Origin of the sequence: Nocardia jinanensis (assembly GCF_014645735.1) — a bacterium.
Lineage (GTDB): Bacteria > Actinomycetota > Actinomycetes > Mycobacteriales > Mycobacteriaceae > Nocardia > Nocardia jinanensis.
Genome location: NZ_BMMH01000001.1, coordinates 619,006 through 640,704, shown reverse-complemented (window position 1 = coordinate 640,704; position 21,699 = coordinate 619,006). Strand labels below are relative to the sequence as shown.

General features: G+C 67.8%; 19 protein-coding genes. 18 read left to right on the top strand and 1 reads right to left on the bottom strand.

Annotated elements, in window-relative coordinates; genetic code table 11:
* The first annotated feature begins 5 nt into the window (after positions 1–5).
* Entirely contained in the window at positions 6–1,097 is a 1,092-nt protein-coding gene (gene ruvB, locus IEY68_RS02910) for a Holliday junction branch migration DNA helicase RuvB (protein ID WP_058853196.1), read from the top strand.
* 40 nt (positions 1,098–1,137) lie between these two features.
* On the opposite strand, the gene IEY68_RS02905 is transcribed toward ruvB, so the two are convergent.
* Positions 1,138–1,383 (bottom strand): DivIVA domain-containing protein, encoded by a 246-nt coding sequence (locus tag IEY68_RS02905; protein WP_058853195.1) that lies wholly within the window; start codon positions 1,381–1,383, stop codon positions 1,138–1,140.
* A 190-nt stretch (positions 1,384–1,573) separates the two neighbouring features.
* Here IEY68_RS02905 and yajC point away from each other — a divergent pair, with 190 nt between their 5' ends.
* The 17 genes from yajC (at position 1,574) to IEY68_RS02820 (ending at position 21,694) form a co-directional block, all read left to right on the top strand.
* A complete protein-coding gene (yajC, locus tag IEY68_RS02900) occupies positions 1,574–1,954 on the top strand; it encodes a preprotein translocase subunit YajC (protein ID WP_058853194.1) in 381 nt (126 codons plus the stop codon).
* 103 nt (positions 1,955–2,057) lie between these two features.
* Positions 2,058–3,926: a protein translocase subunit SecD gene (gene secD, locus IEY68_RS02895; RefSeq protein ID WP_058853193.1), complete on the top strand. Its 1,869-nt coding sequence runs from the start codon at positions 2,058–2,060 to the stop codon at positions 3,924–3,926.
* 2 nt (positions 3,927–3,928) lie between these two features.
* Positions 3,929–5,137, top strand: a complete 1,209-nt coding sequence (gene secF / locus IEY68_RS02890; RefSeq protein ID WP_082681111.1) for a protein translocase subunit SecF — start codon at positions 3,929–3,931, stop codon at positions 5,135–5,137.
* Positions 5,138–5,155: 18 nt separating this feature from the next.
* Entirely contained in the window at positions 5,156–6,841 is a 1,686-nt protein-coding gene (locus IEY68_RS02885) for an ABC transporter substrate-binding protein (protein WP_058853192.1), read from the top strand.
* Positions 6,842–6,938: 97 nt separating this feature from the next.
* Positions 6,939–7,445 (top strand): adenine phosphoribosyltransferase, encoded by a 507-nt coding sequence (locus tag IEY68_RS02880; protein ID WP_058853212.1) that lies wholly within the window; start codon positions 6,939–6,941, stop codon positions 7,443–7,445.
* 192 nt (positions 7,446–7,637) lie between these two features.
* Positions 7,638–9,215: an ATP-binding cassette domain-containing protein gene (locus tag IEY68_RS02875; protein WP_156426014.1), complete on the top strand. Its 1,578-nt coding sequence runs from the start codon at positions 7,638–7,640 to the stop codon at positions 9,213–9,215.
* Between the two features lie 176 nt (positions 9,216–9,391).
* A complete protein-coding gene (locus IEY68_RS02870; RefSeq protein ID WP_062995913.1) occupies positions 9,392–11,794 on the top strand; it encodes a RelA/SpoT family protein in 2,403 nt (800 codons plus the stop codon).
* Positions 11,795–12,233: 439 nt separating this feature from the next.
* Complete coding sequence (locus IEY68_RS02865) at positions 12,234–13,880, top strand: cutinase family protein (RefSeq protein WP_058853191.1); 1,647 nt, start codon at positions 12,234–12,236, stop codon at positions 13,878–13,880.
* A gap of 57 nt (positions 13,881–13,937) precedes the next feature.
* Positions 13,938–14,870 (top strand): DUF8176 domain-containing protein, encoded by a 933-nt coding sequence (locus IEY68_RS02860; RefSeq protein WP_058853190.1) that lies wholly within the window; start codon positions 13,938–13,940, stop codon positions 14,868–14,870.
* Between the two features lie 14 nt (positions 14,871–14,884).
* Positions 14,885–15,751 (top strand): MinD/ParA family ATP-binding protein, encoded by an 867-nt coding sequence (locus IEY68_RS02855; protein ID WP_058853189.1) that lies wholly within the window; start codon positions 14,885–14,887, stop codon positions 15,749–15,751.
* 64 nt (positions 15,752–15,815) lie between these two features.
* Entirely contained in the window at positions 15,816–16,481 is a 666-nt protein-coding gene (locus IEY68_RS02850) for a hypothetical protein (protein WP_058853188.1), read from the top strand.
* A 96-nt stretch (positions 16,482–16,577) separates the two neighbouring features.
* On the top strand, positions 16,578–16,877 hold the full coding sequence (locus IEY68_RS02845; protein ID WP_030521532.1) for a hypothetical protein: 300 nt from the start codon (positions 16,578–16,580) through the stop codon (positions 16,875–16,877).
* A 7-nt stretch (positions 16,878–16,884) separates the two neighbouring features.
* The gene (locus IEY68_RS02840) at positions 16,885–17,154 is read left to right on the top strand and encodes a hypothetical protein (RefSeq protein ID WP_030521531.1); all 270 of its coding nucleotides are present in this window, start codon (positions 16,885–16,887) and stop codon (positions 17,152–17,154) included.
* Between the two features lie 31 nt (positions 17,155–17,185).
* Positions 17,186–17,836, top strand: coding sequence for a DUF8175 domain-containg protein (locus IEY68_RS02835; RefSeq protein WP_229718571.1), 651 nt, complete (start codon positions 17,186–17,188; stop codon positions 17,834–17,836).
* A complete protein-coding gene (locus IEY68_RS02830) occupies positions 17,833–18,639 on the top strand; it encodes a DUF8175 domain-containg protein (protein ID WP_058853187.1) in 807 nt (268 codons plus the stop codon). Before IEY68_RS02835 ends, IEY68_RS02830 begins: the two co-directional genes overlap by 4 nt.
* Before the next feature lie 5 nt (positions 18,640–18,644).
* Positions 18,645–20,207, top strand: a complete 1,563-nt coding sequence (locus tag IEY68_RS02825) for a conjugal transfer protein TraG N-terminal domain-containing protein (protein WP_229718570.1) — start codon at positions 18,645–18,647, stop codon at positions 20,205–20,207.
* Entirely contained in the window at positions 20,204–21,694 is a 1,491-nt protein-coding gene (locus tag IEY68_RS02820) for an SCO6880 family protein (RefSeq protein WP_058853186.1), read from the top strand. The genes IEY68_RS02825 and IEY68_RS02820 overlap by 4 nt, the downstream gene beginning before the upstream one ends.
* Positions 21,695–21,699 lie beyond the last annotated feature (5 nt).

Genomic DNA, 21,699 nt, shown 5'->3' with positions numbered 1-21,699 from the left:
CCGCGATGGACCACGACGACGACACCCCGGAATCCCCGGAGTCCCCGGTCAGTGCCGGCTACCTGGCCTCCGACGGTGATACCGACTCGGGACTGCGCCCCACCTCGCTGGACGGGTTCATCGGACAGCCGCGGGTGCGCGAACAGCTGGCGCTCGTGCTGCGCGGGGCTCAGGCGCGTGGCGGTACACCCGACCACATCCTGCTGTCGGGACCACCGGGTCTGGGCAAGACGAGCCTGGCGATGATCATCGCCGGTGAACTGAACACCGCGCTGCGGATCACCTCCGGCCCGGCGCTGGAGCGCGCCGGCGATCTGGCCGCCATGCTCAGCAATCTGGTGCCCGGGGATGTGCTGTTCATCGACGAGATCCACCGTATGGCCCGGCCCGCCGAGGAGATGCTGTACCTGGCGATGGAGGATTTCCGGGTCGACGTGGTGGTGGGCAAAGGTCCGGGGGCGACCTCGATCCCACTCGATATCGCTCCGTTCACCCTGGTGGGCGCGACCACCCGGTCCGGCGCGCTGACCGGTCCGCTGCGTGACCGGTTCGGTTTCACCGGCCATATGGATTTCTACGAACCCGACGAGCTGTTGCTGATCCTGCAGCGTTCCGCGCAGATCCTCGGGGTGGGTATCGATACCGACGCCGCGGCCGAGATCGCGGGCCGCTCCCGCGGGACGCCCCGGATAGCCAACCGTCTGCTGCGCCGGGTCCGCGATTACGCCGAGGTCCGGGCGGACGGGCTGATCACGCTGGCCGTGGCGCGGGCCGCGCTCGTCGTCTACGACGTCGATCCGATGGGTCTCGACCGGCTCGACCGAGCAGTGCTGGGCTCCCTGGTTCGCGGTTTCGGCGGGGGCCCGGTCGGCGTATCGACGCTGGCCGTGGCCGTCGGTGAGGAACCGGCCACGGTCGAGGAGGTGTGCGAGCCGTTTCTGGTACGGGCCGGGATGGTCGCGCGGACACCGCGCGGCCGGGTCGCCACCGCTGCCGCCTGGTCGCATCTGGGCCTGACACCGCCTCCCGATCTGGCATTCGGCGCGCTGGAGGTCCGGAGTCGCGAACCCCACCCGGCGCTCGATCTGTTCGAGTGAACGCCCGCGCCCGCACCCGGGCGCTGACGCGCCGGTTCGCTCAGAGACCGAACTCGCGACGCACCCGGTCCACGAAGGCATCCACCTGGTCCGGGTGATAGCCGCGCCCGAACACGCCCGATGGTGCCCGGAAACCGCGGTTCAGGACCTCACCGGTGAGCGTGACGCGTCCCTCCAGTGCGGCGGCGACGAGGTCCAGCAGTTCGTCGACATCGCGCTCCCGGTACCCGCGGTGGCCGAACGGCGCTCGCGCGAAAGCGATCTGGTGAACTTCGTCGGGAGTCATCCGTCGATTATCGCGGCACCGGATGCTCGCCTCGGCCCTTCGCGCGAAGGTGACATCTGCCACCGGCCGGCCGCCGGCGCCGCCCGGACACCGCGTGTTCCGGCGTGCGGGTGTGGCGCGGATCCGAAGAACTGGCAGACTGTGTGCGTACCTGTCCCCTCCTCACCCAGATCAGGAACTGACTTCGACCATGGATCTGCTGTTTCCGCTCATACTGGTCGCGCTACTGGTGCCGATGTTTCTCGGCATGCGCCGCCAGAAGAAAGAGGCCGACAAAGTCGCCCAGATGCAGGACAGTCTGAAGGTCGGTGACCTGGTCACCACCACCTCGGGCCTGTACGGCACCGTGGTCGAGGCCGACGACACCAGTGTCGATCTCGAGATCGCCGAGGATGTCGTGACGACCTGGCTGCGTGCCGCGATCCGCGATGTGCGTACCGACGCCACCGCCGACGACGCCGAGGAGACCCCCGGTACGGATGCCGAGGGCGCCGAGTCCACCGACTCGCCGGCCGCCCCCGCCGCCGAGGAAACCCCTGCGCAGACCGAAACCCGGCTGACCAAGGACTGATCACCACGGCCCGGCCACCGGACCGGATATCCCGGGCGACCGGTGGTATAGGCATGTGCCGTGGCCGTTCCACCCAGAACTTCCGCCTAGGAGATGACGACCTGTGCCACCGTCCCAGGGATCGGCGCACCAACTCCGCTGGCTCGCCTTGTTCGGCGTGCTGGTGGCCGCGATCTACGCGCTGGTGTTCTTCACCGGTGACAAATCACCGACACCCAAACTCGGCATCGACCTGCAGGGTGGTACCCGGGTCACCCTGACCGCGCGAACGCCCGACGGGAACCGGCCCAGCAAGGACAGTCTCACCAAGGCACAGGAGATCATCGAGAACCGTGTCAACGGTCTCGGTGTTTCCGGTTCCGAGGTCGTGATCGACGGGGACAACCTGGTCATCACCGTGCCGGGTGAGGACAGCCAGCAGGCACGCACCCTGGCCAGTACCGCCAAGCTCTACATCCGTCCGGTCCTGAACTCCTCCGCGGCTCCGAACCCGCAGCAGGCACCGGGCCAGACGGCACCGGGGACCGCGCCGGCCCCGGGCGAGACCGCCCCGGCTCCGGAGCCGACCGCACCCGCCCCTGCCGGCGAGGAGAGCACGGTCCCCGGTGGCGACACCACAGAGGGCACGGCTCCCGATACCGGAGCCCAGGAAGACACGACTCCCGATACCGGCGCCACCGCCCCGGCCGAGGAGACCCCTGCCGCCGCGCCGCTGCCGGAGAGCGAAATCGACGTGCATCCGGCCCAGGCCCCCGGTGATCCGCCCGTGGAGCCCTCCGCGCCCGCCGAGACGACCCCCGCCCCGGCGCCGCAGGATCCGGGTGCGCAGCAACCGCCCGCCGAAGGCTCACTGAGCCCGCAGGAGCAGGCGCAGCAGGAGATCGAGATGGCCAAGGCCATCCGGCAGAGCACCGATCCCACCACCCAGCAGCTCGCCATGGCGTCCATGGACTGCACGGCGGCCGATCCGCTGGCCGGTAACGACGATCCGAATCTGCCGCTGGTCACCTGCTCCACCGACGGTAGAGAGGTGTTCCTGCTCGACAAGAGCCGGATCGACGGGCAGGAGATCGCGAACGCCACATCCGGCCTGAACACCGAGCAGGCCCGGCACGAGGTGAATCTCGAGTTCAAGGGCAGCGGTAGCGATGCCTGGGCCTCGCTCACCGGCGAATACGTACAGCAGCGGGTCGCCTTCGTCCTCGATTCGGAGGTGGTCAGCGCACCGGTGGTCCAGCAGGGACCGCAGCTGGGCGGGCGCACCTCGATCTCCGGCGATTTCAACGCCGCCAGTGCCAAGGAACTGGCGAACACCCTGAAGTACGGGTCGCTGCCGCTGTCGTTCCAGACCTCCGAGGCCGAGACGGTCTCCGCGACGCTCGGTCTCTCCTCGCTGAAAGCGGGTCTGCTCGCCGGTGCGGTCGGCCTGATCGTGGTCCTGGTGTACTGCCTGATCTACTACCGCATGCTCGGTTTCATCACCGCGCTGTCGCTGGTCGGGTCCGGTATCGCGGTGTACGGGATCATGGTCCTGCTCGGCCGCTGGATCGGGTTCACGCTGGATCTGGCCGGTATCGCCGGTCTGATCATCGGTATAGGTATGACCGCCGACTCGTTCGTCGTATTCTTCGAACGCATCAAGGACGAGATGCGCGAGGGCCGGAGTTTCCGGTCGGCCGTGCCCCGCGGCTGGCAGCGCGCCCGGAAGACCATCCTGTCCGGTAACGCCGTCAGCTTCATCGCCGCCGCCGTGCTGTACGTGCTGGCGGTCGGGCAGGTGCGCGGCTTCGCGTTCACGCTCGGGTTGACCACCATCCTCGATGTGGTCGTGGTGGTGCTGGTCACGGCGCCACTCGTCCACCTGGCATCCCGGTCCACCTTCTGGGGCAAGCCGTCGGTGAACGGCCTCGGTGCGATGCAGGAACTCGCCCGTGAACGCAAGGCGGCCGAAGCCGCGGTCGGGAAGGCGTGACGATGAACGGTCCCGTGACGATGGACAAACCCTCCGCGCCGCGCCCCTCCGGGGTCCGGCACAGCTGGATGAACCGGCTCTACACCGGTACCGGTGTGCTCGACGTGGTGGGCAACCGCCGCCGCTGGTATCTGATCACCGCTGCGATCGTGCTGGTGTGCCTGCTCAGTATGGCGGTGCGCGGCTTCACCTTCGGTATCGATTTCGTCGGTGGCTCCCGTATCCAGCTCCCGGCCGGTGATGTCACCACCGAGCAGGTGGAGACGGTCTACAGCGACACCATCGGTGCGGAGCCCGAATCGGTGCAGACTGTGGGTACCGGCGACGGTAAGACCATTCTGATCCGCTCGGAGACGCTGAACGCCGAACAACTCGGTGCCCTGCAGACCGCGCTGTTCGACCAGTTCCAGCCCCGTGACGACACGGGGAATCCGAGCCGTAACGCCATCAGTGCCTCCGATGTCAGCGAGACCTGGGGCGGCCAGATCACCCGGCAGGCGCTGATCGCGCTGGCGGTGTTCCTGGTCCTGGTGAGTATCTATATCGGTATCCGGTACGAACGCGATATGGCGCTGGCCGCGCTTGCCGCGCTCGTCTTCGACCTCTTGGTCACCGCCGGCGTGTACTCGCTGGTCGGTTTCGAGGTGACACCCGCGATGGTGATCGGCATGCTCACCATTCTCGGTTTCTCGCTCTACGATTCGGTCGTCGTCTTCGACAAGGTCGAGGAGAACACCCGCGGTGTCCTGCACACCAGCAGGCGCACCTACGGAGAGCAGGCGAACCTGGCCATCAACCAGACCCTGATGCGTTCCATCAACACCACCCTCATCGGTGCGCTGCCGATCATCGGCCTGATGGTGATCGCGGTGTGGATGCTGGGTGTCGGCACCCTGCAGGATCTGGCGCTGGTACAGCTCGTGGGCACGCTGGTCGGCGCCTTTTCGTCCATTTTCTTCGCGACGCCGCTACTGGTGAGCATCAAGGAACGCTGGGGCCCGGTGGCGGCGCACACCAAAAAGGTGCACGCGCGCCGTGCCGCACAGAGGAGTGGACGGCCCGTACCCGGTCCGGAACGGCCCGCGACAGCGCCCGGCCGGCGTCCCGCGGGCATCGTCGACGACCGGGATCAGCCCAACCCACGCAGGACCGGGCCCGGCGGACCTCCGCCCGGCGCCCGCCCCACCGGAAAACGACAGAGGCGGCACTGACAGACGAGGGGTAGATCGATGCGACACTCATCTCTGCGCCGGACGATCGCGCTGCTCGCGGCCACCGCCGCGGCTACCGCACTCGCGGCCGGATGTTCCGGCAAGGACAAGGTGCCCTCGATCGGGTACGCCGTCGACACCACCGTCACCAGCTACAACGGCGGGACGACCGCCGGTGCGGCCGCGGCGCAGGCGGTGTTCGGCCGGGTGCTCACCGGGTTCTTCTACACCGGACCGAGCGGTCAACCGGTCGCCGACTCCGATACCGGGACGGCCAAGGAAGTCCCCGGGGAAGCCCAGACCATCCAGTACCGGCTCAACCCCGCGGGCGTCTATTCCGACGGTGTACCCACCTCGTGCGACGACCTGGTCTTCACCTGGGCCGCGCGCAGCGGCCGGTTCCCCGGGTTCGATTCGGCGAGTACGGCCGGTTACGAGGATATCGAGCGGGTGGAATGCCAGCCCGGGTCGAAGGACGGCACCGTGGTCTTCCGGCCGGGTCGCCGCTATCTTCCTTGGCGCACCCTGTTCGGTGCCGGCGAACTGATGCCCGCGCATGTGGCCGCGCAGGTGGCCGATGTGCCCGATATCGTCGCTGCCGTCCAGAACGACGACCGGCCCGCGCTGGACCGGCTCGCCCAGTTCTGGAACACGGGCTGGAATCTGGCGCCCGGTGATCTCGATATCACCGCGTTCCCGTCCTCCGGTCCTTACCGGATCGAATCCTTCGATCTCGATGACGGCCTGGTCCTGGTCGCCAACGAACGCTGGTGGGGGGATACGCCCGCCACCGGCCGGGTCGTCGTATACCCGAAGCCGGCCGATCTCGCCGCACATATCGAGGACGGCTCGGTCGCGGTGGTCGATATCGGCACCGGTTCCCTGCCCGAGCTGAATCTGGACGCGTTCACCGTCCAGCAGCTGCCCAGCCGCGGTGTCGAACAATTGGTGCTCAGCACCGGCGGAGTCTTCGAATCCGACGCCGCGCGGCGCGCGTTCGCGCTGTGTGTACCCCGGCAGGCGCTGTTCGACCAGCTGGGCCGGGTGACCGACGCACCGGAGACGGGGCTGGGTTCGGGTCTCTCGGATTCGCGGACCGTACAGCCGGATTCGGCTTATTACCCGGCCGTCACGGGCGCCGCCGATCAGTTCGCCGGCGGCGATGTGGCCGGTGCGAAGGCCGCGCTCGCCGACACCGGGAAGAAACAGCTCACCGTCCGGGTCGGCTATCTTGCCCCGGATGCCCGGCGCGCCCGCACCGTCTCGCTGATCGCCGACTCCTGCAAACAGGCGGGGATCACGGTGGAGGATGCGAGCACCCCTGATTTCGGCTCCGCGCAACTGTCCGGCGGGGCCGTGGACGCGATTCTCGGCGGCCCCGGCGGGTTGCCCGGCCCGGCCGGTTCGCTCGACGGGATCGCCGCGGTCAGTGGGTTGCGCGGCGGTAGCGGCCTCAATGCCGGTCAGTTCCGCAACGGCCGCTACGATGCGATCACGGATCAGCTTGCGGCCGACGACAACTCGACAGATCAGCTGAACCTGCTCACCGAGGCCGAGAACCTGCTGTGGGCTCAGCTGCCGAGTGTTCCGTTGTTCGCGACTCCGCGCACCATCGCTTTCGGCGGTGGTCTGCAGAACGCTGTCGCCGGGCCCACCAGGGCCGGATCCGGCTGGAATATGGACCAGTGGGTCCTGCAGCGCTGAGCTGCGCCGGTTGCCGATGATGGAGGTGTCGATGAGCAAGCATGCGGCGGTCGAAGCCGCGGATACGGTCGCCGAACGAGGCGACCAGGCCGCCGCGATGGTGCGCAGATACACCCGCTGGGCGGATGACTTCCCGGAACCAGGGATCCGATTCGCCGATCTCACACCGGTTTTCGCCGATTCCGTGGGTTTCCGGACCGTTGTCGACTGCCTGGCGGCACTGGTACCCGACGCCGATCTGGTCGCCGGGGTGGATGCCCGGGGCTTCCTGCTCGGTGCCGGTGTCGCCGCGACCCTGGGCACCGGCGTCCTCGCCGTCCGTAAGCGCGGCAAACTGCCGCCGCCTGTGATCACCCGGGAATACGAACTCGAGTACGGTACGGCGGCCCTGGAGATCCCGGCCACCGGAGTGGCACTGGAGGGCCGCCGGGTCCTACTGCTCGACGATGTGCTGGCCACCGGTGGCACATTGGCCGCTGCCGCCGATCTGTTCGCCAGCGCCGGAGCCGAGGTGGTGGCGGCCGCGGTCGTCCTGGAACTCGAGGCACTGGGTGGCCGTGCCCGGCAGGGCGACTACCCGGTGACGTCGATCGTCACTGTGTAAGCGGTCCCGGCCGGTCCCGGAACCCGGGATGTGACGCGGCACGTAATTCCCTGGCATTCACGGTGGTCAGGGGTGTACTCTCGCCGAGGTCTTGTTCCCGAGGATCGGAGCTGCCGTTGCTCTCATGAGGTAGTCGCTCGTGCGGCCCGCGTTCAGCGCGTCGCTTCCGTATCGATACCTCCAGGGGCAGCCGTGGCCGATATTTCTCTTTCCGATCTTTCTTTCGCCTGGCCGGATGGGACTCCGGTATTCGACGGGCTCGACGTGGTGCTCGGGCCGGGTCATTTCGGGCTCGTAGGAGCCAACGGCGCCGGGAAATCCACTCTCTTGCGGTTGGTCGCACGTGATCTGCCGCCTGCGCGTGGGTCGATCACGGTGACCGGGCAATTGGGCTATCTGCGTCAGGATCTCGGCCTCGCCGCCGGTCGTCGCGTCGACGAAGTGCTCGGTATCGACGAGGTGCGAAACGCGCTGCACCGCATCGAGTCCGGTGGTGGGACCGATTCCGATTTCGAGGTCGTCGGAGCGCAATGGGATATCGAAGAGCGCGCCGTGGCGTTGCTCGGGCGGCTCGGCCTCGGTTACCTGACCGGTACCGTGCGGCAACTCGATCGCCGGCTGGACACGCTGTCGGGTGGCGAAACGGTCCTGCTGGGTCTGGTCGCCCAACTGCTCACCGAACCGGATGTGTTGTTGCTCGACGAGCCCACCAATAATCTCGATCGGGCTGCCCGCACCCGCCTCTACGAGGCAGTCGCGCAGTTCACCGGGACCGTCGTGGTGGTGAGCCACGACCGGGATCTGCTGGAACGGATGGACACCATCGCCGAACTACGTGGCGGCGCGATGCGCTTGTTCGGCGGTAACTACAGCGACTACGAGCGGACCGTCGAACAGGAACAGGAAACCGCTCGCGCCGCGATCCGCGATGCCCGTGGCGATATGCGCAAACAGTCGCGGGAACTGGTGGAGGCGCGGATCAAGCTCGATCGACGACAGCGCTATGGGCAGAAGATGTTCGAGAACAAGCGCGAGCCGAAGATCATCATGGGCCAGCGCAAACGCCAAGCCGAGGTTTCGGCCGGCAAACTGCGCAACAACCATCTGGAGAAGGTGGAGGATGCCCGGAACCGGCTGGATCAGGCCGAGGAGATGCTGCGCGACGATCGCGAGATCCGCGTCGACCTGCCCGGTACCCGCCTGCATCCGGGGCAGGAGGTCGTCGGCCTGCACGAGGTGCGGCTGGCCAACGGGCCGGTGGTATCGCTTGCCGTGCGGGGTCCGGAACGGCTGGCGATCACCGGCCGCAACGGTGCGGGCAAGACGACCCTGCTGCGGCGGATCACCACCGAACCGCCCCGGGTGCCGTGGCGTTCGCTTCCGCAGCGCCTCGATATCTTCGACGAGCACCGGACCGTCTACGAGAACGTCGCCGACGCCGCCCAGCACGCCGAACCGCAACAGATCCGGGCCGGGCTCGCCCGTTTCCTCTTCCGCGGCGCGGCCGCCGATGTTCCGGCCGCCGCGCTCTCCGGCGGCGAGCGGTTGCGGGCGGCACTGGCCGTATTGCTGCTCGCCGAGCCCGCGCCGGGCCTGCTGATACTCGACGAGCCCACCAACAATCTGGATCTGGTGAGTCTCGGCCATCTCACCCAGGCGCTCGCCGGGTACCGGGGAGCGCTGATCGTGGTGAGCCACGAACAACGGTTTCTGGACGAGATCGGTGTCACCCGGCAGTTGGAACTGACTCCGGCCGGGTTGGTGGGATGAGCCCGGGCCCCGCCACCCGGGGAACGTGGGAGGGTGGTGGGGCGTTCTACCGGGTGGCCGGGTATATCGAGAGATGTCGATGGTGTCGCGGTGGGGGTTTCCCACGGTGCTGTGGGGGTTAAAGTTGGTGGTCTGGAACGTTGCGGTGATCGGCCGTGGCACGGAGAGGTGGTGGCATGACTCAGCATCTGGGCGAGGCGAATGTCGAGCAGACGTCCGGCGCACAGTCGAACGGTGCCACCACCCCCGCCCCCGCCCCTGCTGCTGGTCCGCGCCCGGAGACCGCGCCCGAAGCCGAGGGCGTCCGCTCCTCCGGAGCGGTGCCGAGTTCGGCCTCGCGGCGGGTACGCGCCCGGCTGGCCCGGCGGATGACCGGTCAGCGTGGTATCCCGGCCGTGAAACCGGTGCTCGAACCCTTGGCCACGGTGCATCGGGAGCTGTATCCGAAGGCCAATCTCACCCAGTTGCAGCGCGCGTTCGATGTCGCCGACGAGCGGCACGCGACCCAGTTCCGGAAATCCGGTGACCCCTACATCACCCACCCGCTGGCGGTCGCGAACATCCTCGCCGAACTGGGCATGGACACCACCACCCTGGTCGCGGCCCTGCTGCACGACACCGTGGAGGACACCGGGTATTCGCTGGAGCAACTGACCGCCGATTTCGGTACCGAAGTCGCTCACCTGGTCGACGGTGTCACCAAGCTGGACAAGGTGAACCTGGGCGCGGCCGCCGAGGCCGAGACGATCCGCAAGATGATCATCGCGATGGCGCGGGACCCGCGTGTCCTGGTGATCAAAGTGGCCGACCGGCTGCACAATATGCGGACCATGCGGTTCCTGCCCCCGGAGAAGCAGGCCAAGAAGGCACGCGAGACCCTCGAGGTGATCGCGCCGCTGGCCCACCGGCTCGGCATGGCGACCGTCAAATGGGAGTTGGAGGACCTCGCGTTCGCGATCCTGCATCCCAAGAAGTACGACGAGATCGTCCGGCTGGTCGCCGACCGCGCACCGTCACGTGACACCTATCTGGCCAAGGTGCGCGCGGAGATCGTCAACACCCTCGCGGCATCCCGGATCCCCGCCACCGTCGAGGGCCGCCCCAAGCACTACTGGTCGATCTATCAGAAGATGATCGTGAAGGGGAAGGATTTCGACGATATCCACGATCTGGTGGGTATCCGGATCCTGTGCGACGAGGTGCGCGATTGCTACGCCGCGGTCGGTGTGGTGCATTCGCTGTGGCAGCCGATGGCCGGGCGGTTCAAGGATTACATCGCCCAGCCCCGTTACGGCGTGTACCAGTCGCTGCACACGACCGTGGTCGGCCCGGACGGTAAACCGCTCGAGGTGCAGATCCGCACCCACGATATGCACCGGACCGCCGAGTTCGGTATCGCCGCGCACTGGCGCTACAAGGAGACCAAGGGCCGCCATTCCGGAGACGCCGCCGAAGTCGACGATATGGCCTGGATGCGGCAGTTGCTGGACTGGCAGCGGGAAGCCGCCGACCCCGCGGAGTTCCTGGAATCACTGCGGTTCGACCTCAAGGCACCGGAGATCTTCGTGTTCACCCCGAAGGGTGATGTGATCACGCTGCCGCAGAAATCCACGCCGGTGGACTTCGCCTACGCGGTGCACACCGAGGTCGGCCACAAATGCATCGGCGCCCGAGTCAACGGGCGGCTGGTCGCGTTGGAACGCCAGTTGGAGAACGGGGAGGTCATCGAGGTCTTCACGTCCAAGGCGCCCAACGCCGGGCCCAGCCGGGACTGGCAGACCTTCGTCGTCTCGCCGCGCGCCAAGGCCAAGATCCGGCAGTGGTTCGCCAAGGAACGCCGTGAAGAGGCCCTGGAGAGCGGTAAGGAGCAGATCAACAAGGAGGTCCGCCGGGTCGGGCTACCGTTGCAGCGTCTGATGAGCGTCGACGCCATGAACGCCGTCGCCAACGAGTTGCACTACGGCGATATCTCCGCGCTCTACACCGCGGTCGGGGAGCATCAGGTCTCCGCGCACCATGTGGTGCAGCGGCTGATGGCCCAGCTGGGCGGTATCGGCGATGTCGAGAACGAACTCGCCGAACGGTCCACCCCGTCGTCCACCCCGTCGCGGCAGCGGCTCACCGGCGACGCCGGCGTGCTGATCCCGGGCGCCGAGGGGACCGTCGCGAAACTGGCCAAATGCTGCACTCCGGTCCCGGGCGACGAGATCCTGGGCTTCGTGACCCGCGGTGGGTCGGTCAGCGTGCACCGTATCGACTGCACCAACGCCGGTTCGCTACAGGAGCAGTCCGAACGCATCATCGAGGTGGAGTGGGCGCCGTCGCCGCATTCGGTGTTCCTGGTGGCCATCCAGATCGAGGCACTGGACCGCACCCGCCTGCTCTCCGATGTCACCAAGGTTCTCGCCGATGAGAAGGTCAATATCCTGTCCGCGTCGGTGGCCACCCACGGGGACCGGGTCGCGATCAGCAAGTTCACCTTCGAGATGGGTGACCCGAAGCATCTCGGGCATTTGCTGAATGTTGTCCGGAATGTCGAGGGCGTCTACGACGTGTACCGGGTCACCTCCGCCGCCTGAGCGTACCTCCGCGTTCGCTCCGGCCGTGCGCTCTCTGCGTACCTGAGCGTTCGCTCCGGCCGTGCGCTTTCTGCGTACCTGAGCGTTCGCCCCCCGGCCGTGGGGTCTCCGCGTACCCGAGTGATCGGTCCGGCCGTGCGCGCTCCGCGTACCTCCGCGTCCGCTACGCCGTGCGCGGACTGCGGATGGGCTACGCCCGACCGCGACCGAACGGTGTTTTGGGGTCTTGGCAGCGGATCTGGGTCTGTCGGAAATATATAACGTTCGAGCTTCGGCGCGCCGCGTCACATACGGATGAGCATGGCGGGTCGCGTAAACTCTTCGCCGCTTCAGCGGTCATAGCCGGAATCTGTTACCGTTTACTGCGTTTCGTCGCGCTCGGTAACTGCGGTAGGACTGATTGCGGGTCGCTATGGCTGGACACACAAGATTCTCGGGGATGCTGATCGCACTCACCGTCGCTGTGGCGACGGCGACGGCGGGCACGCTTGTCGCCCCCGCGTACGCTCAACCCCCCAACTCGGCGGGTCCGCCGACCGAACTCACGGTGACATCGTGTCCGGCACTGTACGCCTTGGGGATCCAGGGCACCGGGGAATCGTCGCCGGACGCGGCGCCGACGACCGATACCGGCATGCTGTCCACCGTCTTCCGGCCACTCATGGCAGCGGCACCTGAACAGGGACTCGTGGAGCGGGCCTATGTGCCCTACGAATCCAGTTTCGGTGGGGTCGACGGCGGTAGCGCCACACCGTATTCGGATTCGGTGAAGGGCGGCCTGATCCGGCTGCGGAGTATGGCGAACTCGGTGGCGCAACGCTGCCCCGAAACCCGCTTCGCGATCGTCGGGTATTCGCAGGGCGCGCATGTGGCCTCGGTGTTCGCTCAGGAAGTGGGCCAGGGGCAGGGCAGCCTGCCCGCCGAAAAGGTTGCCGCCGTGGCGCTGATCGGCGACCCCACCCGCAATACGGGGGCCTCGTTGTTCCCCGGCTCACCCGGCAAGGCCAATCCCGATCCCGCACCCGGTACCGAAGGGACCGAGATCGGGCATATCGCGGCGCTGAACCAAACGCCCGCCTCCGGCGGCGGTATCGCCCCGGACCGCGATACCGCGGAGAATTTCGGTGCGCTCACCGGCCGCGTGGCCAGCTTCTGCGCCGCGGGCGATCTCGCCTGCGACGCCCCCGAGGGCGCACCGATTCTCAAGGCGGTCGCCGGTGTCGTCGGTCAGATGAAGCTCAGCGGCGGCGATCCGATCGCCTCGCTCACCTCGATCGCGCAAGCACTCGCCTTCACCTCGATCAAGACCGCCACCAAGGTGGTCAACGAGGATATCCAGGGCACTTCGCTGGCGACATTGAACATCTCGCCGAAGAAGTCGATCTCCGAACGGTTGGCCGATGCCGCCGATCCGCGGACCCCGCTGGATATCCCGGGCGCCATGCGCGCACTGCTCAAAGTGGGCATGATCGGGCTGAACGCGGTGGTCACGGTGGTGCGGACGGTCCTGAACCCCACGGCGATCGCCGAACTGGCCACCGCCGGCCTGGCGAATCCACCGGCAGCGCTGCTGATGCTGGGAGTCAAACTGCTCGGGGCGATTCCGCAGCTCGTTCCGCCCACCACCGGTATCCGGCTGGTGAGTCAGGCTTTCGACGCGGTGATCGACAACATCACCGACAATCACGCGCTGCTCGATACCACGACATGGGTTCGGTACTGGGACACCATCCAGCGGCATCAGGCCTATGGCAACGCGGCCATTTCGGCCACCGGCGAAGCGCCCACCCGCTTCATCGCCGACTGGTTCGCCGCCGCCGCGCGGGATCTCGCCGCGGTCCACGGCAGCGGCAACGAGCCGGTCGCGGAAAAGGCGGCGCCGCAGGTGGGAAGCGTGCCGGACGGTGGAGTTCCCGCTCCGAACGGATTCTCAGGTTCCGACCCCGGCGCGTCTCCCGCGCCCGCTCCCTCCGGTACGGGACAATTCCCTTTTGGGACAGGAGTGAACAATGGTGCCCCGGAAGGTCCGGCGGCCGCCGCTCCCGCACCCCGTACAACCGAAACCGACTCGTTCTCCGTGAACTGATCGCCGAGAGGGATCGATGATGCCAGATCACGCGCCCGGCGCCAGGGGAATGGGGGAATGTTGAAGTCCTACAAAAAGCTCGATCGATGGTACGGTCCGCTGGAGCCGGAAGGGGCGCGCGATACAGGCGCGTCGATACCCACGCCCGAATCCGCCGACGAGGACGTGCCGGGAGCCGACGACGGCCCTGCCAGGTACCCCGACTACATCGCCGAGGCCGGAAGCGCATCCGCGCGACCCGATCCCGCGCCCGCCGAACTGTCCGGTCGGCGTACCGAGTTCACCGGCGGCTGGTCGGACTGGGTGGATGCTCCCGACGACGACCGTGATGCGGATCTGGTGCGGTTCCCCTGGGTGGATACCGACGGAGAACTCGCCGAACCGGCCCGGATAGGCCGTGCTCCGTCCCGGCTGCGCGATGCCGGAGCCGATCACGGTGCCCACCGGCGGCGCACCGCCGGTGTACTCCTCGCCGCCGTCGTACTGCTCGGTATCGCCACGGCCGTGGTTCTGTACCTGCTGGCGCCCGGTACGCCCGGTGCCGCTGCCCCCGGTGTGGCTCCCGGCGAGGGCTCGGGGCTGCGTTTCACCGCCGGCAGCACAGGAGCCGATCCCACCGCCGCGGCGTGTCCGGAAGAACGGACCGCTCAGGTGGTACGCGGCGCGGGCCCCGGTACGACGAATTCCGGACCCGAGGCCATCCTGCGTTTCCAATACGCGTACTACGTGCAGCGTTCCGGCGCCGAGGCGCGCGCTGCGGTCGCGCCCGATGCCCCGGTGTCCGCCCCCGAGGTCATCCAGGCGGGTATCGACAGCGTCGCGCCCGGAACCGAGCACTGCGTACAGATCGTGACCGTGGCCGACGGCCGGTACACGGTCGAGGTCACCGAGTTCCGGCCCGGTGGCGAACCCGCTACCTACAGCAGGCAAACGGTCACCACCGCGGTGATCGACGGCCGCACCCTCATCACGGGTATTTCGGCCGGATAGAGGAGAGTGCACCGATGGGAGAGGATTGGAGCCGCTGGCTCGATACCGCACCGGGTTCGGCGGCGGACGAGACCGACGGAGACCGGAAGGCGCGAGTGGTGCGGTTGCCGGGCGGTGCCCGGACCCGTGCGGCGGGCGCACCCCGGCCGATCCTGGTGGTAGGTGGTTGCGGGGGAGCCGGAACCACGACCACCGCGCTAGGCCTGGCAGGTGAACTCGGTCTGTCCGGCGCGGCAACGGTGGCGGTGGACGCCACTCCCGCGGGGGGCGATCTCGCGCTGCGCGGCGCCGACGAGCATCTGCATCCGATCAGCATGCAGCAGTGGCTGTACGGCCGGGGCGACGACGAACCGGCCCCCCTGAAGGAATGTATGTCGCGGGCGACCTCCGGTATCGGCCTGCTGTGGCGCGACGCTGCACCGCTGCGCCGCCGCGCGAGCTATCTCACCGTGGCCCGGGCGGTGGACCAGGCCGGGTACACCGGCGTCTACGACGGCGGGAATCCGATCGCGAGCCGGCAGTTGCGGCCGCTGCTCGACGACGCGGATGTCGCGCTGGTCCTGACCATCCCGGCGCGCGTGGACGCGGCCAACCGCTTGCGGGTGACCCTCGAATGGCTCGATGACGAATACGGCGACTCGTCGGAGCCGATGGGCGGCGGGATCGTCGGTGACACCACCATCGTGGTCTCCCATCAGCAACGCGGCGCCGATTCGCGGGTAGCCGAGCATTTGCGGGAACATCTGTCCGGGTGGGTCCGCGATATTGTCGAGGTGCCCTACGACCCCCATCTGGCCCGCGGCGAACTGGTCCGCCATATCGCGCTCGCCGACGAGACCCGGCAGACCTACGAGCGCCTACTCGCCGGGATGGCGTCATGATGCGATCCCTCCGCCAAGGCTGCGGGCTCCGCGGATTACCTGCCGCATCTCGGGGGGAGGCAAAATGTCTGTTGCTATGAATCTTCCTCGCCGACCCGACCATAACGCCGTTGCCGGAGTGGTACCGCCGCCGGAATCGCGCCGTGCCGCGGTCTGGGACCGTCCTGTTCCCGGTGCCGGCCGCGCGCCACTGGTGTGGCTACTGGGCGTCCACGGCGGCGCGGGCGCGAGTTCGCTCGCCCACGTACTGGCGCCTGCCGCGGATTCGGGCCGGCGCTGGCCCGGTGTCTTCGACCGCGAATCGCCGTTCGTCGTGCTGGTGGCGCGGGAGACCATCGCGGGACTGACCCACGCGCACGATCTGCTGCGCCAGCATCATTCCGGATTCGCCGGACCCAGCCAGGTTCTCGGCCTCATCACGGTGGCGGCTCGCCCCGGCCGGATGGCGCCGGAGATCCGGCGTTACCGCGAGGTGGTCGCCTCACTGGCCGGGCAGGTGTGGCAGGTGCCGTGGTACGAGGAGTGGACGCTGGTCGAACCGGAGAAACTACCGGTGTGGACGCCGGGGGTCGCGACCTCAGCGCAGCGCCGCCGCCGGATCGACCCACTCGACGAGGTCCCGCTCGATATCAGGGAACTCGGTTCGGAGATCGTCGCGGCCGCCCGGGCCGCGCTGGAGGAATCGGAGGCCGCCCCATCTCGGGGCCGATCGAGATTCGTAGAGGAGTGATGCCGTGATCGCCGCCGTCGAGCACGTAAACCATGTCGTGCTCCCCGCGCTCGCGCGGACCGAATGTTGCACCTCAACTATCGAGAAAGGCACCCGATGAGCACCGTACTTCTCGCGGTTCACCAGGTCTACGACACCGTTGTTGTGGCCCAGGTGGGTAACCCGACGCCCGAGGCCCCGCCCGGGTCGGAGAAGATCCTGCAGCTGGTCCGGTATCTCACCTGGTTCGTGCTGCTGTCCGGGATCTGCGGCATCATCTACGCGGGCGGTAAGTTCGCGTGGGAGAAATGGACCGGCGGCGGGCTGGAGTCCCCGAAGATGGTGGCCGGGGCGATGATCGGCGGCGTGGTCGCGACGAGTGCCGGCACCATCATGAACGCTGTCATCGGAACGTGAGGTTGTGATGGATCTGGTCGGGGCGGCCGGTGTTCTGGCGTACAAGCAGATGCCGGCCGAGGTGTTGGAACCGTTGATGCAGTTGCTGAACTGGTTGCTGTGGTTCGTTCTCATGGGCTGTCTGGCGTGGATGATCGTCTCGGCCGGGAAGCTGTGGCTGACCTTCAAGGGCGATCTGGCGATGAACGACGCTTCACACGGAGTGCTCATGAGCTTGCTCGGCGCGATCGTGGCCAGTGGCGCCTCCGGTATCGCCCTGGCGTTCCTGCCCGGATGAGCCGGGGCGAGGCGAGGAGAACGACCTGCGCATGAATTCGACCGTGATTCCGGCTGCGCGCCGGGCCGTCCGGCCGTCTGCCCGCTGGGCTGCCCGACTGCTGTCCGTGGCACTGCTGTCCGGCGCCGCGGGCTGTGGTGGCGGGGACGCCGCGGCGCCGCCCGATCTGTCCGCGCCGCCGACGAATGTCCGATGGTTGCCGTTCCAGGGCGTATCGTTACCTCATACCGATCAAGGTCCGGCAGCGGAAACAGACGGTGCCGCAACGAGTTTCGAGCACTCTCCGATCGGCGCCGGAGTGGCCGCGGTGGTGCACGCCGTGCGCCTGTCGATCGCCGACGACGGACAGTGGTCGAGTATCGCGGCCCGGGAGGTGGTTCCGGGCCCGGCGAAGGACGAATGGGCGGTGAACCGGGTGCAGCTCTCCATCAGCGGGCCCGCGGATCCGGTCTACGCGCCGCGACTGCTCGGGTACCGGATCACCGGGTACAGCGATCAGCGCGCGACGGTGGATGTGTACACCGAGTACTCGGACAGTTCGAAGGCGGTGAACCACACGATCGTGGAGTGGTTCGCGCAGGATTGGAGGTTACGGCTGCCGGATCCGCAATCGACCACGCGACCGATCGACCCTGTAGCCGAATTACCGAGTGACACTGTGAAATTGGAGGCGCCGAAGTGAGCGGGAAGGAGACCTATCAGCGTGACCGCGTCTCCTTCGGCGTCGTGGCGTCCGCGGCGGTCCTCGCGCTGATCGTGGTGGTCGGTGTCGTCATGTGGACGGGCCGCGACGAGGAGCCCGAATCGGGTCCGGCGCCGGCCGTGGCGGTGGGCGAGGGTTTTGCCGATCCGGAGGTGGATGTGTTCAACCGGCGCATCGATATCCCCAACAACTCGGCGGGGCAGGTCCTTCCGCAGGATCCGTCCCCGCAGCGTAAGCAGACCGATCCGGACTGGCTGACCGCCGCTCCGAAGGGCACCACCGAACCCCGCGGCTGGCAGCGGGTGTACGGAGCATCGGTGCCGTTCTCGAGCTCCGACGGACCGCTGCGGATCGAGGACGGCTTGGCGGTGGGGTATTCGCATACCCCGCAGGGAGCCGCACTGGCCGCGGCCCAGATCACCTACCGGCTCAACGCCCGGCCGGCGGACCGCGCTCTCTACGTTCGGCAGGTGCGGGTTTCGGCGCAGCAGATCGCGGCCTACGACCAGGCTCTGGAAGCGGATCGGCTGCCCGAACAGCAGCCCGAATCGGTGACCCGGTATCTGGTCGCGTCCGATGCGTTCAAGATCGACGATTACGCGGACGATATGGCGATCGTGCGGTTGGCGCTGCGTGCTCCGGCGCTCGACGCGAAGCCGGTGTGGGTGACATTGCGGCTGATCATGGTGTGGGACGCGGGGGACTGGCGGCTCAAGCCGACCACCTCGCCGAACACACAGACCGAGTATGTCGAATCGCTCGAGGGGTGGACTCGATGGTGATTCCGATGTTGGGACGAAATGTGGAAGCTCAGGTAGCGCGCGAAGACAGCCCGTCCGAGCGCGGGGAGCGAATCCCCGCGGTATCGCACCGGGTGTCACTGGCCAGACGGCTCATCACCATCCTCGCGGTGATCTTCACCGTATCGATGGCGACGCCCGTCGTGGCCTACGGTCAGTCCTATGGGTTCGACGAGACCTGCAACGAGATACACGACGCGCTCGACGAGCTCGGTATCCCGGGGATCTCGCTCGGTGACGCCGCCTCGGCGGTGTGCAAGGCGGGCAACGCCGCCACGCATCCGGGTGAGGCGGCCACCGCGGTCAAGGACAAGGCGTGGGATTCGACCTTCGGCAAAGTGGTCGATTCGTTGATGAACGGTCTGGGCGAAGCCATCATCCTGGCACTCACGTTCTGGATGAAGGTGCCCAACGAGGTGGCCAGCGACTCCGGTTCGCTGTTCACCAAGATCAACGACTACACGTATCAGATACAGATACTGCTGCTGATGGCCTCCATCATCATCACCGGTCTGAGATTGGCCGAGTCCAGACGCGGTGGCGCTATGCAGGAAGCGGCCGAATCGTTCCGCATGTTCACCAGGGTGGTGTTCAGCTCCTGGATGCTGGGCGCGGTGATCGTGGCCGGAACAGTGGCCTCGGACCGCTTCGCCGAATGGATCATCCAGGACTCCACCGACGGCAATGCCCGCAACATGGCCGAGCTGATGGTGAAAACCAGTAAGCTGCAAGCTTTCTCGCCCGGCCTGGTGCTCATCATCGCGATCGTCGGCCTGCTCGGCGCACTGGCTCAGATCGTGCTGGCCATCGTCCGGCAGGGGTTGCTGGTGATCGCCGCCGGCGTCCTGCCGTTGGCGGCGGCGGCCTCCGGGATGAGTACCGGAAAGCAGTCGTATCAGAAGCTGGTCGGCTGGATCATCGCCTTCATGCTGTGGAAACCGGTGGCGGCGATCGTGTACATGATCGCGTTCACCACCGCCGGGCACGTGGACGAGATGACCCCGGCGGGTGGGCTGCCCGAGGCCGAGGAAGCCCAGCGGATGCTGGTGGCGATCGTGCTGCTGTGCAGCGTCGCGTTCGTCCTGCCGGCGCTGATGCGCCTGGTCACGCCCGCGGTCGCCATTGTCGGCAGCGGCGGCTCCGGTCTCACCGCGACGGGTGGAACCCTTATCGCGGCAGCCGGTCTGGGTGCTATGGGTACCAAGGCGGTCGGTGCGAAGGGTGCGGCCGCGCCCGGTCGCGCCGGTTATGTCGGCGGTGCCGCGGGACCTCCGCCCCTCGGCGGCGGTCGTGGTGGTGGCGCCCCGCGTCCGATGCCGCCGCCGCGCGGTGGCGGTGGCGGCGGTGCCCCGGCGGGGGGGCAGGGACCGCGCTCGAGCGGATCCACCGGCGGTGTACCGTCCGGTGCGTCCCGCGTGGCCAACAGAATCGGCGCCGCCCGCTCCGCGACCACCGGGATGACCCGCGCGGACCAGGCCATGGGTGACGTCGCGGGCGACCGCTGGACCAACCGTTCCCCCGACCTCGGTAGGAGCACCATCCCGCGATGACCAGCACCGAATTCTACGAACGCCGCTCCTACGGACTGTGGCAGAAACCGCGCAGCGCCGGTCTTTTCGGGCTGCGGTGGGAAGAGACCGTGCTCGGGTTCGTCGTGGTGATCACCGCGCTGTTCACCGCCATGGTCGGCGGTTTCCAATGGGGCGCCGTCGTGGGCGGGGTCGGTGTGGTGATCATGGCGCCGCTGGTCATGCGACGCGGCGGCCGTTCGGGCTACGAGACGGGATTGATGATGTTCCACTGGATGCGTTCGCGTAGCCGCGGTGAGCACGTGTACCGCGGCGGCCGGTTCTCCCGGGTGCCGGGTGGTTTCACCCGGCTGCCGGGGTTGCTCGCCCCCTCCAAGCTCTACGAGGGGATCGATGCCGGCGGTTACAGCTTCGGAATGATCCATCTGCCGCAGTTCGCGCAGTACACCGTGGTGCTACGGGCGTGGCCGCAGGGTCACGAGGCGGTGGACCAACCGGTGATCGACCGCTGGGTGTCGGCATGGGGTACCTTCCTCGCCTCGGTCGGTCAGACCAGCGATATCGTCGCGGTGGTTCCGGTGATCGATACCGTCCCGGAGACCGGCAACCGGCTGCTTACCGAGGTTTCCACGATCACCCGGCCCGAGGCCCCGGATCTGGCGCAGCAGGTGATGTACGAACTGGCCACCGAGTTGCCGCAGGAGCGGGTGCAACTGCTGCCCCGGGTCTCGATCACCTTCAAGGCCACCACCGCCGAACGCCGCAAGAACCCGGCGGAGGAAGCGGTCGAGATCGGTCGCCGGTTGCCGGGGATCTGCGCGGCGCTCGCCGAAGCGGGGGTCCGGGCGCAGCCGATGTCGGCCGACGAGGTGATCTCGTTCATCCGGCGCAGCTACGATCCCGCCTCGCAGGCCGATCTCGAGGTGGCGGCGGGCGAGCCGGAGGGACACGGCTTGGACTGGGCCGATGCCGGTCCGGTATCGCACGACGAGAAATGGGATCACCTCATCCACGACGGTGGCCGGTCGGTGACCTGGGAGATGGATACCGCGCCGGAGGGCGCGGTGGACGAGCGGGTGCTGCAGCGGCTGCTGGCGCCGAACCCGGAGGTTCCGCGGAAACGGATCGCCATCGTGTACCGACCGCATTCGGCGGCCGACGCGGCCGAGATCGTCGACGACGATTTCAAGAACGCCCTGGTCGCCCAGCAGAGCGAACGAGGTGTGGTGTCGGCCTCGGCGACCCTGCGGGTCGGTGCGACCCAGCAGGCGCGTGAGGAGCAGGCGCGTGGCCATGGCGTCACGCGGTTCGGCGCCCTGGTCACCATTACCGAGCCGAGCCGCGGCGACCTGCCGCGGATCGAGGCGATCACCCGTGACCTGTCCACACAGGCCCGGCTGAAGATTCGCCGCTGCTACCGCTACCAGGCGGCGGCCTTCGCGGCATCGCTCGGCTGCGGGGTGATCCTGCCCGAGCACGCGACCATTCCCAAGGCATTGGCGGGGTGAACGAC